Origin of the sequence: Vibrio hangzhouensis, from assembly GCF_900107935.1 — a bacterium.
In the GTDB taxonomy this organism is placed as follows: Bacteria; Pseudomonadota; Gammaproteobacteria; order Enterobacterales; family Vibrionaceae; genus Vibrio; species Vibrio hangzhouensis.
On record NZ_FNVG01000001.1, the window covers coordinates 55547 to 73135 of the forward strand.

At 43.4% G+C, this 17589-nt stretch carries 15 protein-coding genes; 7 read left to right on the forward strand and 8 right to left on the reverse strand.

Annotated elements, in window-relative coordinates; genetic code table 11:
• Window positions 1-46: 46 nt before the first annotated feature.
• Window positions 47-778: an HD domain-containing protein gene (locus C4S60_RS23395; RefSeq protein ID WP_208623224.1), complete on the reverse strand. Its 732-nt coding sequence runs from the start codon at window positions 776-778 to the stop codon at window positions 47-49.
• Between the two features lie 138 nt (window positions 779-916).
• Here C4S60_RS23395 and C4S60_RS00255 point away from each other — a divergent pair, with 138 nt between their 5' ends.
• From C4S60_RS00255 to C4S60_RS00265, 3 genes are all read left to right on the forward strand, one after another.
• Window positions 917-1891: a GlxA family transcriptional regulator gene (locus tag C4S60_RS00255; protein ID WP_103878314.1), complete on the forward strand. Its 975-nt coding sequence runs from the start codon at window positions 917-919 to the stop codon at window positions 1889-1891.
• Between the two features lie 787 nt (window positions 1892-2678).
• A complete protein-coding gene (gene ppsA / locus C4S60_RS00260; protein WP_103878315.1) occupies window positions 2679-5087 on the forward strand; it encodes a phosphoenolpyruvate synthase in 2409 nt (802 codons plus the stop codon).
• Between the two features lie 30 nt (window positions 5088-5117).
• Window positions 5118-7763: a cation-translocating P-type ATPase gene (locus C4S60_RS00265; RefSeq protein ID WP_103878316.1), complete on the forward strand. Its 2646-nt coding sequence runs from the start codon at window positions 5118-5120 to the stop codon at window positions 7761-7763.
• A gap of 565 nt (window positions 7764-8328) precedes the next feature.
• Here the strand turns inward: C4S60_RS00265 and C4S60_RS00270 are convergent.
• Window positions 8329-9222, reverse strand: a complete 894-nt coding sequence (locus C4S60_RS00270; RefSeq protein WP_103878317.1) for an EamA family transporter — start codon at window positions 9220-9222, stop codon at window positions 8329-8331.
• Window positions 9223-9318: 96 nt separating this feature from the next.
• Between C4S60_RS00270 and C4S60_RS00275 the strand changes: the two genes are divergently transcribed.
• Window positions 9319-10704, forward strand: a complete 1386-nt coding sequence (locus C4S60_RS00275; RefSeq protein WP_103878318.1) for an aminotransferase-like domain-containing protein — start codon at window positions 9319-9321, stop codon at window positions 10702-10704.
• Window positions 10705-10913: 209 nt separating this feature from the next.
• On the opposite strand, the gene C4S60_RS00280 is transcribed toward C4S60_RS00275, so the two are convergent.
• Window positions 10914-11387 (reverse strand): hypothetical protein, encoded by a 474-nt coding sequence (locus tag C4S60_RS00280; RefSeq protein WP_146060827.1) that lies wholly within the window; start codon window positions 11385-11387, stop codon window positions 10914-10916.
• 167 nt (window positions 11388-11554) lie between these two features.
• A complete protein-coding gene (locus tag C4S60_RS00285; protein ID WP_103878320.1) occupies window positions 11555-11935 on the reverse strand; it encodes a hypothetical protein in 381 nt (126 codons plus the stop codon).
• A 155-nt stretch (window positions 11936-12090) separates the two neighbouring features.
• Here C4S60_RS00285 and C4S60_RS00290 point away from each other — a divergent pair, with 155 nt between their 5' ends.
• Entirely contained in the window at window positions 12091-12375 is a 285-nt protein-coding gene (locus C4S60_RS00290; RefSeq protein ID WP_103878321.1) for a hypothetical protein, read from the forward strand.
• 200 nt (window positions 12376-12575) lie between these two features.
• On the opposite strand, the gene C4S60_RS00295 is transcribed toward C4S60_RS00290, so the two are convergent.
• Together C4S60_RS00295 and C4S60_RS00300 are read right to left on the reverse strand one after the other, a co-directional pair.
• Window positions 12576-13955: a DEAD/DEAH box helicase gene (locus C4S60_RS00295; RefSeq protein ID WP_103878322.1), complete on the reverse strand. Its 1380-nt coding sequence runs from the start codon at window positions 13953-13955 to the stop codon at window positions 12576-12578.
• A complete protein-coding gene (locus C4S60_RS00300; RefSeq protein ID WP_103878323.1) occupies window positions 13949-14479 on the reverse strand; it encodes a hypothetical protein in 531 nt (176 codons plus the stop codon). Before C4S60_RS00300 ends, C4S60_RS00295 begins: the two co-directional genes overlap by 7 nt.
• Window positions 14480-14583: 104 nt before the next feature.
• Between C4S60_RS00300 and C4S60_RS00305 the strand changes: the two genes are divergently transcribed.
• Window positions 14584-14898, forward strand: a complete 315-nt coding sequence (locus tag C4S60_RS00305) for a helix-turn-helix domain-containing protein (RefSeq protein WP_103878324.1) — start codon at window positions 14584-14586, stop codon at window positions 14896-14898.
• 335 nt (window positions 14899-15233) lie between these two features.
• On the opposite strand, the gene C4S60_RS00310 is transcribed toward C4S60_RS00305, so the two are convergent.
• Window positions 15234-16106 carry an SDR family oxidoreductase gene (locus C4S60_RS00310; RefSeq protein WP_103878325.1) on the reverse strand — a complete coding sequence of 291 codons (873 nt, stop codon included), beginning with the start codon at window positions 16104-16106 and terminating at the stop codon, window positions 15234-15236.
• Window positions 16107-16133: 27 nt separating this feature from the next.
• Window positions 16134-16751 (reverse strand): hypothetical protein, encoded by a 618-nt coding sequence (locus C4S60_RS00315; protein ID WP_103878326.1) that lies wholly within the window; start codon window positions 16749-16751, stop codon window positions 16134-16136.
• 207 nt (window positions 16752-16958) lie between these two features.
• On the opposite strand from C4S60_RS00315, the gene C4S60_RS00320 reads away from it, so the two are divergent.
• Window positions 16959-17507 (forward strand): TetR/AcrR family transcriptional regulator, encoded by a 549-nt coding sequence (locus tag C4S60_RS00320; RefSeq protein ID WP_103878327.1) that lies wholly within the window; start codon window positions 16959-16961, stop codon window positions 17505-17507.
• Window positions 17508-17589: the final 82 nt, after the last annotated feature.

Sequence of the window (17589 nt, forward strand, 5' to 3'; positions counted from 1 at the left end):
TTGCTATATACAAGGTAGGTAAAAATAATAACCTTGTAGGTGCATATCATGCACTTTTTATTAAATTGTTTTTGGCCATTTTCTTTAAGAATCCGAGTTCTACCATCGTTGACATATAGCTTTCTGGCTTACGTAAAACCTGGTCTTTAATCAGGTGCATCATTCCTTCTTTGCATCCTTTGTCATGATATAAATCTAGAATTTCGTGAAGTGTATTTTTATGGATGTCATGAACCCAAAGGCCCGCAACATCTGCTCCAGCACCATAGTGAAGTAATGCAACTTCAGGATCATGTTTGTGGGCAACACCTACAGAATTATGGAGAGCGACCATCTCATGAATAAGGTCAGCTTGATTAGACGTCAGATTATGGCTAATAGAAAAGTCGCGTGCAATGCTAGCACCCTCGATTTCAAAGGTATCTTGTTGAGGAGCCAGATCTGTTAACCCAATGTCATGCATGATGGAACCAATGAAAAACACTTCTTTATCGATTTTTTTTTGAACCTTATGACTCATCGCCAATCCAAATGCATAGCTTCGAATACTGTGATTGACTAAGAAATTCGGACTGTGCTGCTTAACCAAGTGTAATGCGTCCTGACAAGCTTTTGTATCCGGGAATGTATAATATTCAGGGGAAACATAAGGGGCTTTCTTTCTCAACAGTATGTTTCGTGCCCGCTCTGTTGTAGTATTTATGTCACTTTTGATGAAGTTACATAGCATACAAAATTTGCTTGGTTTAGGTTTAGACTGTGTTAATGTAAGAGCCATAATTTCGACCTTGTAGAGTTATTAAATCTATAAATTCTTAAAAATTGCCTTTAACAATCAAACTGAACCAGTTTGATAATAGAAGCAATTACTTTATAGTAAATATACAATGTGTTTTAAGCAGGAAAAGTATTAGAAATGACAAATTGCGCACCTAAACCGCCACGTACACACAACGTAGCCATTGTCCTATTCAACAAAGTTGTATTGGCGGACGCATTACTAGCATACGAAACATTTAGTCGAGCAAGGCTTCCTTCAGGTGAAGCACCGTATCACGTTTATTTCTGCGCAACGGATGATATAGAACAGAAAAATGGGTTGTTAATTAACGTGTTATATTCTCTAGAACACTTAGCTAATGCTGACACTATTATCATACCTGGAGTCTCAGATTTAACTTCTCCAGTATCAGAACAGTTGTCCTCATCCCTTCATAAACACGTTGAAAAATCTGGACGTCTATTGTCGATATGCACAGGGGCTTTCGTTCTGGCTTCTTCAGGTCTGCTTGATGGGTTGGAGGTCACCACACACTGGCTGCATGCAATGCAACTCAAACAAATGTACCCTCGGTTAAACGTAAATCCAGACGTATTGTATGTCGACAATGGACAAATTCTAACTTCCGCGGGAGCCATTGCAGGTGTAGATTTGTGTTTATATGTCGTTAGTTTGGATTTGGGTAGCAACATAGCTAATGAATTGGCCAAAGTTTCTGTGGTACAAATGCATAGGGATGGTGGTCAAAAGCAATTTATCAATAAAAACCATTCTACAACAGAGAAAAGTCAAATTTACAATTTAATTTGTAGGATAGAAGAAAATTTAGCTGATAACTATTCAATAGAACAAATGGCGGAACGAGTTTACATGACACCAAGAACATTCAGTAGAAAATTCAAGCATGAACTTGGCCTTACTCCGTTCGAATGGTTGAACTATGCCAGAATTAAACATGCCAAACAGCTTTTAGAGTCAACCGAGCTAACTATTGAACAAATATCGTACGCATCGGGATTAGGCTCGCCTAAAAATATGCGTAAGCAATTCCAAAAAAGTGTTGGAGTTAGCCCTAGAGACTACAGAAAGGCGTTTCATCATGCAAATTAAACTAAAGAAATTGCACAGAAATAACTAGTACACAACGCATAGAAAATAGAACCTTCAAATTAGATGCACCTACACATTTCAAACAAAGCTCTTCTAAAATAATCGCAATCAAATAACAATCCGCTGCCATACACCCTATCACCTTTGGAATCACGATTATTTGCAATCGCTAGCTTTATACTCAACGTCAAACGTCATATAACAACAAACTAACCTGAATTATAATTTTCTCAGTTGCTTTCTTTGGATATGAGAGCAATTACTTACTGCTAAAACTCTTCGCCACATTCTATTAACCTGGCCACCTATCGCGCCAAAACACAAACCTTCTTCGATTCAATAAAATACATCATTGTTCGCCGTCGCATGCCCTTTGCTTTTTTCCACTGAGCCTCTTAGGTAGGCAGTTAACACGTAGTATTTTGGTTGATATTTGATCATACCTTCAAATTAATAGGGATTAATTTTTGACGATTACGGTACAGATTACGGTACATTGACCAATTGCTTCAAACTGCGAGGCGTCCGGGCCAATCGACTATTATTCACGTCTTTTAACTTTGCAAAGCACAGCGCTGAAAAAGCGGCTTTAAGTGCTCTACGCGCTATACTCTGGGTCGCGACTTTGGTCGTGATTCACTGAACTCAACTTCGGTTCACATCACACCCGTTTGATATCGTTTTATCCTGTGTATTGATATAGAACACGAAACATGCAACTTCTCCTTTCACAGCCAGTAAGGCATCTATACTTATAGCGCCTATTCCTTTGGACAAGGAGACGAGCATGACAGGATACGACTATATTTATTGGTTCAATGAACTAACGATCGATGATGTGCCATTAGTGGGCGGTAAAAACGCTTCTCTAGGTGAGTTAACCGGTTTTTTAGGGACTGGAGACATAGGTCTGCCCGATGGTTTTGCGCTCAGCGCCGAAGCATTTCGAGAGTATTTACGGTACAACCAACTAGATGAAACCATCTATTCGATGTTGGACAACCTAGACAAAACCAATCTTGATGCGCTTCAAACCACTGCCGCATCTATACGTCAACACATCCTCGGTGGTGATTTCACCGAACAAATGAAAATCGAGATGGCGATGGCGTATGCCGAACTAGAAAAGCGATACGGTCCAAACTGTGACGTCGCCGTACGCAGTAGCGCTACTGCAGAAGACCTACCCAACGCATCGTTCGCGGGGCAGCAAGATACCTATCTGAATGTAACTGGATTTGATGAACTCATGTTCTACAGCAAAAAGGTATTTGCGTCCTTATTTACCGATCGCGCGATCAGTTATCGCATTGATCAAGGATTTGCTCACCGCCAGGTTGCACTGTCGATAGGGGTCCAAAAAATGGTGCGTTCTGATTTAGGGTCGGCAGGCGTCATGTTTACCCTCGATACAGAGTCCGGTTTTCGCGATCTCGTTCTTATCAATGCCGCCTACGGCCTTGGCGAGAATGTAGTACAGGGGAGCGTTTCACCCGATGAATTTTTTGTTTTCAAACCACTTTTGACTGGTGAACTTCGACCTATCGTCAAACGCCATCTCGGTGAAAAAGCGGTCAAGATGGTTTATGACAATGTGGATCCCGAGCATACCTCAACCCGCAATGTTTCCGTTTCTGAACAGTTGAGAAATCAGTTTTCGCTTGATGACGACGACGTACTTGCACTTGCCAAAGCGGGCGTGCTGATAGAAGCGCACTACTCCGAGAAGGCAGGTCATTCCATGCCAATGGATATAGAGTGGGCAAAAGACGGGGAAACCGGCCAACTCTTCATTCTTCAAGCCCGGCCTGAAACGGTTCACTCACAGCATTCACAAAGTTTTAGCGCCACCTATAAACTGCATAACAATGATAAAGTTCCTGCTTTGGTTCAAGGGCGAAGTGTTGGTAAAAAAATCGCCAGTGGTAAGGCCCGCATTATCAAAGATAAGTCAGAGATGGAATTGTTGCAGCAAGGTGAAGTCCTGGTATCAGACATTACCGACCCAGATTGGGAGCCGATAATGAAAAAAGCCTCTGCAATAGTGACCAATCGTGGTGGCCGGGTTTGTCACGCCGCTATCATCGCACGAGAGCTTGGCATTCCCGCTGTCGTTGGGTCTGGTGATGCGACTGAGTTACTCAGTCAAGGTGATGAAGTCACGGTATCTTGTGCCGAAGGCGATGATGGATATGTCTACCCCGGCTATCTGCCCTTCGACGTTGTGGAACATAAAGTGAATTTCTCCCATCGGCCAGCGACAAAAATGATGCTCAATTTGGCGGATCCTCACATGGCGTTTGAATTTGCCCAGTTACCAAATGATGGTGTGGGTTTGGCACGACTTGAATTTATCATCAATAACATGATTGGTATTCACCCTCGCGCTCTGTTGGAGTTTGACACTTTAGATGAAGACCTCAAACAACAAATTCAGCAACGAATAGCTGGATATCCATCTCCAACGCAGTTTTACGTGAATAGATTGGCAGAAGGTATTGGAGCTATTGCCGCAGCCTTCTATCCAAAACCCGTGATTATTCGATTCAGCGATTTCAAATCGAACGAATACCGCTCCCTGCTTGGAGGTGACGCCTACGAACCACATGAAGAAAACCCTATGATCGGATTTCGGGGAACTGGACGATATTTCGATGCCAGTTTTTCCGATTGTTTCGCGCTTGAGTGTCAAGCGGTGCGCCTCGTTCGTGAGCAACAAGGCTTGACCAACCTCGCCGTGATGTTGCCATTTGTACGCACACCTGAAGATTTAGTATCGGTGCAAGACTTAATGGCCTCTCATGGCATTCAACGTGGCGATAATGGACTCAAGCTCTATACCATGTGCGAAATACCTTCCAATGTGATTCTTGCGGATCGATTCCTGGAACATTGTGACGGCTATTCCATCGGCTCCAACGACCTGACTCAGTTAACGCTAGGTGTAGACCGAGACTCAGGATTGCTAACACAATATGATGAACGTCATGAGGCGGTTACGCGGATGTTGAGTATGGCGATTGAAGCCTGTCTGAAACGAGATAAATACGTCGGTATTTGTGGCCAGGCACCGTCTGATTTTCCAGAGATAACTCGCTGGCTGGTTGAACAAGGTATAGGCTCCATCTCGCTGAATCCGGACAGCCTAATCCCAATGACGGAATTAGTGATGGGAATCGAGGATTCTGACCATTAAAACACAAAGGTATCAGAAGGAGTCGCATAGATGTCCAATGACTCATTTGAAGTAAATGGCCAATCGCCGGAACATTATAGTGGCCTTACACAGCAAGAGGTATTGGACAAACAGAAACGTTATGGGCCAAACCAGTTGCCGGAACCATCGCTGGCTGGCCCATTCACCATCTTACTGAGACAGTTTTTTAGCCCATTCATTTATATCTTGCTGATCGCAGCAGTGGTTTCTTTTGTTCTTAAAGAGCACGCTGGCGGGGTATTTATCCTGTCAGTATTGTTTTTAAACGCCATCATAGGGACAGTTCAGGAGTACTCAGCTCAACGCTCGGCTGCTGCTTTACGCAATATGGTAAAAGGAGAAACCCATGTTATCCGCGATGGAATTGGCATGACGATAGCAGTAGAAGAAGTCGTGCCAGGGGATCTGGTGCTGCTTTCTTCTGGCGACAAAGTGCCAGCCGACGTGCGCCTGTTAAGTAGTCAGAACTTAGCCGTCGATGAGTCGTTACTCACCGGGGAGTCACTGGCCGTAAGTAAAAATGCCTGTGCAGATATAGCGGAAGATGCTCCTTTATCTGAGCGATTTAATCAGTGTTTTGCTTCTAGTATCGTCACACATGGGCGTGCTCAGGCGATAGTGACTGCAACTGCGATGAATACGGAAATTGGCAAAATCGCCAACCACGTTACTCGCGAGCGAGTCTCAGAGCCACCTCTTATGATACGAATAAAAAGCTTTACCTATCAGGTAGCCCAAGGGATTTTTGTCGCAATTTTAATACTAACCGTATTGATGTTACTCAATGGTGGCTACAGCCCTGAAGCCATCATTCTGATGACTATCGGTCTCGCGGTATCAGTAATTCCTGAAGGATTGCCAGTTGCGTTAACCGTTGCCTTAGCTATCGGTATGCGGCGCATGGCAAGAAACAACGTCATTATTCGTAAACTAGTAGCAGTAGAGGCGCTTGGCTCATGTACTTTTATCTGCTCCGACAAAACTGGCACCCTAACGGTGAACGAACTTACCATTCGCCACGTAATGCTACCCGATGGAAACCACGTTCAGGTAACGGGCGAAGGCGTGGCTCCAGGAGGCAAGGTTCACGCGTCCTCGGAACTGCATCACCTCAGGGAACTCTGTATTGCAGGTGTTCTCGCCAATGAAAGCCACCTGAATTACGCTGGCGGTGAATGGGTGTCTGATGGCGATATCGTTGATATTGCTTTTTTGGTACTCGCAAAAAAGTTGGGCATGTCTATCAGCGATCTTCGTCGGCAACAGGTTCAATTAGAACTGATTCCCTATGAGCCTGAAAAGGCTTACTGCGGCAGCGTAAACTATGATGGCGACACCAAATGGCTCTATGCCAAAGGTAGCCCAGAAAAAATGCTTCACATGTGCGATCAGATGGAAACGATCCTTGGGCCCGTTGACATCGACCGTGCCCGACTTGAGCAGCAATTTGAAGAACTGGCTCAACAAGGTTACCGTCTGATCGCCCTCGCCAAAAGAGAGGTTGATGAACATCATCGTCTCGAAAAAATGTGTTTCCTAGGCATGGTAGCAATGATCGACCCACTACGTCAGGAAGCGTTCGAGGCCATTCGACATTGCCGTTCAGCGGGTATAGAAGTGGCTATGGTCACAGGCGATCACCCGTCCACGGCGAAATCTATCGCGATTGAACTCGGTTTATGTAAAGCCAATGACTCCGTTGTCACAGGCAGTGTAATTCACGATGTGGTCACGAAAGGGGCGGATGCAATGGATGAACTTATTCGCTCATCAAGGGTATTTGCGCGTATTGAGCCACAGCAAAAAGAGATGATCGTCGACAGCCTGATGCGGCAAAATCACTTCGTCGCTGTCACCGGCGACGGTGTCAACGATGCTCCAGCAATGAGAAGAGCTAACACTGGCATCGCAATGGGTAAGCGTGGCACCGACGTAGCAAAAGAAGCGGCAGACCTTATCATTACCGATGATAACTTTGCCTCAATAGTCGCTGGAATTGAGCAAGGACGGGTCGTATACAATAATATTCGCAAGGTAATCGCTCTGTTGGTTGCAACGGGCTTTTCCGCGATTTTGTTGTTTTTTTTGACTGTCATCGCCGGCTTACCAATGCCGATGATAGCGGTACAATTGCTTTGGTTAAACCTAATAGCCAATGGCTTACAAGATGTGGCTCTGGCATTTGAACCTAAAGAAGGCAACGAGCTCAACCGTCTGCCACGAAGTCCCGATGAACGTATCTTTGATCGCCTTCTGATTGAGCATGTGCTGCTTTCAGGCACCGTGATGGGTGGTCTCGCCTTTATCAACTATTATTATTTGCTGCAATCCGGAGAGTCGATAGAACAAGCCCGCAATCTGACACTGATGCTAATGGTGCTATTTGGTAACATTCGGGCACTCAATGCTCGTTCAGAAACTCGTTCCCTATTCTCCCACTCGCTTAAAGCCAACCCGTTCTTAATGTTGGCCGTGCCAACGGCATTGTTGGTGCACATTGCTGCACTTTACACGCCGGGACTGAGCGATGTACTTGAGCTCCACCCCATTTCGCTGGAACAAATGCTAGAGTTATTCTTCATGGCGTGTGGTTTATTGATTGTTGAAGAAATATACAAGCTTTGGCGTCGACGAAGAGCAAAAAAAGCCCTCTGACTCTCAGGTATATATCGACGTGGATGTTTACTTAGGCGAGAAAAGGTGTAACTCAACTGTTTTTTGAGAGCACATTTAAATAAACCATACCTGAATAAAGCTTAATAAAACTAAATATCGTTTATAGACTAAATCAAGGTATGGTTGTTTTTATTTCAACGTATGGTTTCGTAAATTCAACGTTTAGTTGTTTTTACAAACGAACTGTTGAAACAACCTTAAATTGATATTTATAATTCATTTATAATCAGAAGCTTACCAGAAAAACAACCATATGTTGATATCAGCAAAAACAACCATAAATTGATAATTTCGTGAATCAACGAATTTGGCCCCGCTCTAACGGTAAGAAAGTTACTTTCTATATCCTGATGAAAACACCTCGTTACTCCTCATTCGCAGCTCTTCACCCTTTGCTTAAACGCCATCGCTTTAGCAAGGTTTTGGACAAAAGCTTGTTACGTTTTCTCGGAGTTGGCTAGCTTTCGGATAAGATTAGGTAGGGCAAAAGGAAAGACCCGCCCCCACCTTTCTTGTTGACAGCTTCGGCACGTACGAGGCAATGTTAACTTTGAGTTACTGGCTTAGCGTTTACTGAGCTCTGTGGTTGAGCTGGTTTCACGATTAAGCCAATACCAATCAGAAACAGCGTACAAGCCATGATTTGAGCTACGCTGAGCACTTCGTCATACATGAAGTAGCCTGATATCAGCGCAAACACAGGAACAAGTAAAGTCAGTGGTGCTGTCATGCTTAGTGGGTAGCGGATCAGCAGACGGTTCCATACCCAGTAACCAAATAGCGTGGTTGGGTAAGCTTGAAATCCAACGGCGATGGTTGTGCTAGTATCCCAAACGTCAAAGGCATGGGTTACGATGCTCGGGCCATGCATACTGACCGCAAACAGTACCAGCGGAACTGGCGCAAACAACATCCCCCAAACATTAAAAGCAAAAGCTTGAGTGGTTTTAGATGCTTTCACGATCATACCCATGATCGTCCAACACGTTGCGGCAATCATAATGAGTGCCAGGCCTTGAGGGGTAATGTTGCCATTGGTGGCGTAAGCCAAAATCAGTAGAGCAGCCAGAGCCGTAATTGCACCTGTGACCTTACGTTTTGATGCCATCTCTTTATGGATGAAAACGCCTACTGCCATGCTGATTAAGGCATTCGATGAGAGTAAAACCGATGACATGCCTGAAGAAAGGCCAGCTGTAATTGACCAAGAAGCCATGCCCCAAATACCCACGCCAAATACGATGCCGTAGCTAATGAGGTAGCGCCAAGCCACACTTGGTCTGCGAATAAAAAAGAGCGCTGGTAAAACAGCGAATGAGAACCTTGCTGCCGTTGCTAATAGTGGGTGAACTTCGGTAATGCCCATTTTAATCATCGAGAAGTTGAACCCCCAAATCGCCATTACTAGCACCGCTAAAAATAAATCGTTTCGTATCATAACTGTACTCCCTTATTGTTGAAAAATATTATTACTTGAGTACAGTTATAGGTACAGATACAATTTTTTAATAAAAAAGAAGTACAGTTTTCGCTTATGAGTATGTACAGAACGATGGCGAGCCAGTTTGTTCGTGAAATTGAGTCAGGTAAATTGCCACAAGGTAGCCGTATGCCCTCACTTAGACAGATTTCAAAACAGCAGTCGGTGAGCATGTCTACGGCAGTACGCTGTTACCAAGAACTGGAATCACAAGGGTGGATTCATGCTCGCCCTCAAGCGGGTTATTACGTGTCGGCTCGTAAAAGCCAACATCGAACGCCGCAAATCGTGCCATTCATCAGTAAGGTTTCGAGCGTTGACCAAAGCTTTGCGATTCATTCTGAATATAATGGGCCGCTTGGCGTCTCTAGCACGGATATTGATGAACAAGCGTTGAATGAATTAGAGCGCAGCTTTCGCCGAGCCAGTAAGCGTTTAGGTAATAGCCGACTCAATCAGTACCCCAATACTCAAGGTGAACCGTCTTTGCGAGATGCGCTGAGTGTCCATTTTGCCAAGCGTGGACTGCATATTAACCCAGCTGAGTTGGTCATCACTTCTGGTTGCATGCCTGCGATTAAGTCTGCGTTAGAATCGTGTACCCAAGTGGGGGATGCGATAGCGATTAGCTCGCCGTGTTTTAGCGGTATTTTGGATTTACTGGGTCAAATGGGTCGCAAGATTGTTGAGATCCCATCACTGGAAGACGGCATCGACTTGGCTCAGCTTGAATCTCACCTCAAGCAAAGTAGTGTCAAAGCAGGCATTTTTTGTACCTCTCACATGAATCCACAAGGGATCACTATGTCAGCCCAGCAAAAGCAAACGTTGGCTGAGCTTGCCAATCAGTACCAAGTGCCTATCATCGAAGATGACGTCTATCTAGAGCTCTCTTACGCCGAGCATACACCACTGCCAGCCAAGTATTATGACCAAGGCGGCTACATCTTGTGGTGTGGTTCAGTGTCGAAAAGTTTATCGCCTAGCTACCGTTTAGGCTGGTGTCTACCTGGGTGCTATATTGAACGTTATCGTCAGCAACATACCGCTTCAAGCTTTGGTGTGTCTCTGCCAACTCAGCTTGGTATTGCAGACTTTATCGAATCAGGGCACTACGCCAAGCAGCTAAAACGTCGCCGCACTAAATTGCTTAATTTGAGGCAGGCTTATCTTGGTTTTCTTACCGAGCGTTTGCCTGAGAAGGTCAACATCAGTAACCCTCAAGGGGGAATGGTGCTTTGGTTACAAGTACCCGATCTGGACTCGGAAAAGTTCGAATCCTTGATGGCAAAGAATCAAATTGATATTCGCTTGGGAAGACTGTTCAGCACGCTATCGCTTTATAATGATTGCTTAAGAATCAACATGGGCTTTGAGCTAACCAATGAGGTCAAAGCAGAGTTAGTGAAGTTGGTGGAGGCGATTAAGCAAGCGTGCTGACCCAGATCAAAGTGAATAGGGGTTGGTCTACTTTTTGCCCCAAAAAGCTTAAGTACTCAAAAACCATAATTCTGTTATTTGCTCTGATACTGCTTGAAACTCATTTTGGGGCAGCGATTGGTTAGAAATCATCGACGGTGAAGGCTCTGAGTCAGACCTTTCCTTGCTTTCGGAACAACCAATTCGGTCTGTCTCGCTTCTGTGCAGTGTTAGTCACTAGTATGTATGTGAAGCGGTATCGTAGATTGATAAAAGCGAGCTCTCTGGTCACAAAAAACCTCCCGATAATCCTCTTGAGAATCAGCAACAAAAACCACTCTCAGGTTTTTGGTGGCTCTCACGGCTAACTTAGAACGTAACCAACCTGAAAAATGGGAGTTTCTTAAAGCATCCATACCGTAAATCCATAAGAACTTAGGATATTCATTTTCCTCAATCAATCTATTGAGAGTCTCTGATGTCGTAAAGTCATGTTTGTAGTCATTTAAATCAATGCTCTGTACTGTGACCCCCAAAGTCTCATTAACTCTGTTGATCTCTTGAACAAGTGAATCTGAAAGCTTTGCACGAAATACATGTTGCATATACATATGTAGGGCCCATGTGCACCTAACAGAACGTTCTATACTAGGATCAAAGTTATTATAATCCGCCCCCAACTTATCGAGCTTTTTCAAATTCACTGAAGTTTGAATCCTTATCATTTGATTTAGAAAGTGCTTCTGCATGTTAATGATCACATACCATGGTGGATTAATAAATTTATGGCGCACTGAGTTACTTGCCATAACGTAAGGTTTGCCCTAGAAACCGAGTCAACCATGAGAAAACCTGTTCTACACCGGACATCTTATATCAACCTAACCACATTGTTCTTTCCGTCAAAATCAGCGTTGTTATCAAGAAAGTGCTTTGGCTGACCATCAAGAAGCAAGACATAAAGCTTGCATTCAAGAAAAACTCCAACCAAGTAATGATTTTTCGGTATCTGATAACTTGGTATTAGTGCCTGTTCGTCGTCGCAGAGGTAGCGGATATGGAGTAGCTTTACCCTTTTCAGGCCAACTAAATTACTACCTTCAATAAAGCCACCAAAGGGAACGGCAAACGTTTTGCCGTTCTTGAGCAAAGCTTCTACCGTTCCATCATTATGTCGATTGTGCCCAATCGGTCCATGTTCGTTTATCCTGTCGACGCGATAGGATCTAACTATGTGAATTGACTTATACATACACTCAATACTGGTTATATATACAGTTTAATTATAATCCAATAGCCACGGAAGAGCCATGCTGAGCGGAGCAGTTTACTAATCTCGGCCGACGTCACACAAGGTCATACTTTTTCCAAACTAATTTTGTTAGATAGTCTGATAGATTGGTTCTCATGTATACGAAACTATTACTACTATCGCTGGTCAATATGGCGGAGTTGGTCACGAAACAGCAACTCCCCCCGCTTTTTACCCTTTTGCGAAAAGCTATCAAAAAGTACGAATCGGATGAAATAGATTGGCACCTGGTCAATGGGCTCTCTGATCTCGACATTCTGTTTTTGATTGCAATGGCTGACACGGATATGTCGGTGAACTTTGATACTACAGTCTTGGAAGAAGCTGTGCGTTTCGTCGGGTGGGTGCATAAGATGGAGACGGAGCAGGTTTATCATTAGGGTTGGTGTGCTGACTGTTGGTTGAGGTATATTGTGTACAACTTCGAATCAGCAACACTTTAACTACGCCCAAAGGTGGAAGAAAACTACTACCACGTGATGTGATATCTTTTCGGACACTGTATTAACAAGACGATTAGCGGGTTGCATTTGAGTCTCAACGATAAAACGCAAACTAAATAGCTCACATTTATCCATTATTAAGCTGTTTGAAACGCTGAAATGATGCGCTGTTTGAACCCACTAAACTGAACCTCATAAGCAAGGCTAGCAACACCATTTACCATACTACCGAGGTCAGCAGCACCATTCCATCTCAAGCCAGCATTGCTGCTTACGAGACCAATATTGAGGTCTTTAGCAACTTCCTCTCGTCCTGATTCACTTGCTGCGAAAGTTCCAGGAGTGCCTGCATTAGTGAACATACAAGATTCTGGAATATCTTGTTCTATCCTCTCGGCAAACTCTATCAAGCTTTGCTCTGCGAACGTGAATAACCAAGCCTGTTGGTGCGAGGCATGACTCACTCGTAGAATCCGCCCCAGCACTTGCCTAAAGTAGAGCTCTGTTTTAACCGAGCTGATATGGCAACAAACTTGAAGCCTTGGTATATCCGTACCCTCACTAATCATCCCAACACTGACTATCCACTGAGTACTATTCTTCCGAAAACGTTCAATCTCAGCTAAAGGGGCCTCATGACGATAGGTCACGATAGAAACAGTTTGTTGATACTTATGCAAAAGTATCTTTTTAATCTCTTGGGCATGTTGAACAGAAGAAGCAACGACTAGCCCTCCGGCATTCTGATTTTGAGTACGTATCTCCGCTAGCTTTCTACAACCAAGTCCAAGCAGATATTCCATAGCTTCTTCATTTTGAATTACGCTCCGATAAGGAGCTTTAGTCTGCTTTAACATCTCTAGAATCGATGAAAACGATTCTTCTTTTCCGTCGCTAGTTATCGACAAGTGTTCATTGTCTACGAGTACAATTCGTGGTGCTCTACATACATGGTCAGCGACGGCTTGTTTGAGAGTGTATTGATAGTCGACCAAGATCTGCCCATCGGGGTCGCTATACCGCGCTATCACTATCGGTAATGCATCTGAACGCCAAGGTGTACCTGAAAGCGCTAATGTATAGGTAGCCAGTCCTTGAATCTTGGTAAGGATCTGTTGTCCCCAAACGTTCGCTTTCTCATACTCGGAGCCAGAGCAATGGTGTATCTCATCAAACACAACAAATACTCGATAGTTACGTAGTGTCTGCCAAAACTCTTCGCTGAGAAATTGAATAGATTGGTAAGTAAGCGACTGCCCAATCGAACCCAACCCACCATTAAAAGTGCAATTGAGGACTGCTGAAAAGGTTCTTTTTATCCCATCTGATACCGTTAGCGAAGGTGAAAAACACAAAACAAGATCTACCATGTCATCCTTCAACAATCTGGAAGCAATATGTGCCGCCAATACTGTTTTCCCTGCTCCTGGAGTGGCTTGGCAAAAAAAGTGGTGTTGCATGTTTTTGTAGTTTTGTAACGCTCTTTCAGAGCATTCTTGCTGCCATTTCCTCAACATTCGGCAACATCCGAAAAGATGGTGTTAATTACGTTGGTTAGTACGTTAACTCTACCAAATAGATGTGCTGAGCGATTTCTCGCTTGCTGCAACATTGGATTGAGCCTCTGTTCCAGTTCAGGGAAACGACGATTGAGCGATTGGTACTCGTCGATCTCACCCAGAACAATCTCTAACTCAGCTTTGTACTGGTTTCGCTCATGGCGCAATACCGAGTAATCTGAAGTGGGTTTAGCTGTAGAGGAGGCATTCTTCCGTTCTGCTTTGGGTTTCACATTAAGAGAGCGAAACAAATCCGTTTGAAAGTATCTTTTATCTCGTCCTTCTCCCTCACTTTCAAGCCAACCGTTACTCACAAAACGAAGGATTTGTCTGTAGAGTATTTTTCTTGCCTCATCAGGCACCTTCCTAAGATCACAAACAGAAAGAGAGGCGTCGCGTAGTTCAATAACCGAAAAACCATCCATACCTTTTTCAATCAATAACTTGTGCATAATCGCACTGATTTTCGTCGAACGTTTCATTTACAACTCTTGTAGAACAAAAAAACTAAGGATTGCTTAGTATACAGAAATCGATAAAACTAAGAAAATCTTAGTTACTGTAGGTTTTCACACATGAACCGAAAATGTCATTTACTAACCCAATCCCAGCGCGACTCAAAGAAGCACGTAAAAAAGCTAACCTCTCCCAAAAATCCTTGGGAGTGAGAATAGGTATGGATGAGGGTTCGGCAAGTGCCAGAATGAATCAGTATGAGAAAGGCAAACACGCTCCTGACATACAGACTCTAAAGCTCATTGCTGACGAGCTTGGCGTCCCTTTGAATTATTTCTTTTGTGAGGAAGAAAGCTCTGCCAAGTTAGCTTGCTTGATTGCAAAATTGAGTGAAGAGGAGAGGCAAGAGCTTATCAATAAGTTGAGCGGTTCCGAAGATAATTAGGTCGGCAGCTCATATTCGATCTTATGACCGCTGGTCGGTCGCGACTAGAATGTGCCAAGCGACCAGTGATTAAATTAACTCGCTATTGGACAGAAGTTTGTCAGGCGTTTTACTAATTTAGCAACATACGAATAATTTTTTGTACTGCTTAAATAGCAAAACGGCACTATTTGCATAGTGCCGTGGATGGAAGATTCTGGACAAAAGCTTTCACTCGTGATTTGCGTTACCAGTATTACTTTATGCAGAACTTGCAAGAGAACATTCAGTACATCGCTCATCTCTGAAATATTTTTGCCCCGAAACGTTTTAGACTTTCTTAAGACTCTTTATAATCATGGCTTGTTTACCACCGTAAATACTTCTGCATAGTAATCCCTAATTTTACGCTCTCCATAGGTTGGAGCAATAAAGTCATTTCCCATAACAGTTAAGAAAAACTCAGCAGCACCACCCCATTTCTCAGGTAGGTGTTTCATTAAACACAAAGTTAAACGCCTTAGACAGTCAGGTAATCGGACAATATTCACGTCTTTATACTGTGCTTCAAAAGCAAACTGTGCAATCTGAGTAGTTGTTAATACTTCAGGGCCACCTATGTCTAGTTCTTTCAAGTTAGAATGAATAGCTTCAATACAAAATGCAGCGAGGTCTTCACCATGAATTGGGTTTAACTTTATCGATGAAGAGCCAAACAAGTAAACACTACCTTTGGTTGCCATGTGATAGATTTCTTCCAAATCAGAGAAGAAGCCATTTGGTCTAATAACGCATGGTTGTAGCCTTTCTGAGCTGAGTAGATGGGTAGAAAACCTTTCCTTAGCTCTCAACATGCGAATATTGGAATATTTTGGCGCATTGAGCGCTGAAATATAGATAAATTTCTCAACTCCTGCTTTTTCAGCCTCTAGCAGAACGTTTAGATTGGCTTGGTAGTCGATATCCATATACTTCAAACCATCTTGCTGTCGAGTAATACCTAAGCAAGAGATAACGACATCGACATCATTGCAAATGCCTTCAAGTTGTTGCTGGTTAGTAACTTGCGCCTCAATAATCTGTGCTTCATTTACCCCGTTTACTAGTAACTTTTGTTTGTTGCGAGCCAGCGCAACAAAGTCCTGTCCACGCTCTTGTAGTTGCTTAACGATATACAGGCCTAAGTAGCCAGTCGCACCCACAACTAAAACCTTTTTCGATGTCGTCATCATACTTTCCTTACCTTCTACGGCTAATTACTCCGCTAATGTTCGGCGGTACGGCTCTTCTCTTACGCCATGAGAAAGTACTAACTTAATCATGAAAATTGGAGCTATCCACTCAAGACCGACAGGGGAAGGGATAAGCGGAGCAAGAATGATCGATAGTATTACGATCAACAACGCGACAGGGCGTTGTAGGTACAAAGGTGTAAAATGAATAAATACAATTGATGCCATCATCATGCCATACCAAAAGAAGGCATAAGACCATGCGATGTCAAAACACAGTGGAATCGCAAACAATTGAAAATGGATAGCTGGGAATAGGAATTTACTTCTAACCAGTTTTCCCAGCCAATTAACATCTAGGTTTTGGTCGGTATAAAGATACCGCTTCATTGAACCAAGCGAGTTTGTTAGCACACCACCAATCATATCCAAGGTTAAAACGGCTGCTACGATAATTTGTAATACACTCCAATCAAGCTCTTTCCACGCAAAAAAGTATAGGATTGCTGGTGCTATGAATGCAGCATAATTTGCAATTGCACTCTCAGCTTTAGTCGCACCATAGCCTGTTGTGAAATTAAACTTGCCGTTGCACTGCCAGTTAATAGGTGCATCTTTTATGGTGATTTGATCTTTGGTCATGTTGTCCCCTTCATTTGAAATTATTACGGTCGAGCAATAATGCAATCTTATTTAGTCCATCCGGTCTAAATAAGATTAGCCGATCAATTTTGATCTTGTCAATAGTTTTTAGTCCAACTGGTCTTTTATATCTTGGTTTTTATCGTCCAGTGGACTTTTAAAGAAAAAGATAATATAGTCCAAGTGGACTTTAAAAAGGGAGAAACCATGCCAAAAATCGTAGATCGAGAAGCATACCGTAATGAATTAATCACCAAAGCAGTTGATATTTTTTCAGAACACGGGCTGAACGGATTAGGAATGCGAGGCATTGCAGAAGCATTGGGTGTGTCCAAAAGCGCTCTTTATCATTACTTTTCAAGTAAAGAAGAGTTATTTACCGCCTGTACAGAGTTTGTGCTAGAGCCACACTCACTTTATGGCGTAGATAGTACTTCAGCTCTACCTGGAGACAAGAAGCAAGCTATAGTCCAATTGATAAAAACCTTGGATAGCCGTTTTAAGGGCGAAATGACGGTGCTACTGGACTATGTCAAAAATAGGGACAGCCAAGATATAGCGAATGATAAGCTTCTAAAAATGGCTGACAGCAAATTCCTAGCAGAGCTAAATAAAATCGTAGGCAGAGAGAATGCTAATCAGGCGTATGCTTTGTTACTTGGTGGTTTAATGACCAGACTACTAAATGGCAACCAAACCAAAATTGAAGAGATAGCTTCTTGGATCCTCCAACTTTCATGGGGGGATGCAAGTTAGCGGATATTCTTTTTTGCTCTGGAAAAGGAGCGAATTAGAGCAAGGGTACTGACACTTTCTGCCCAGAACCGAGTTATGTCTT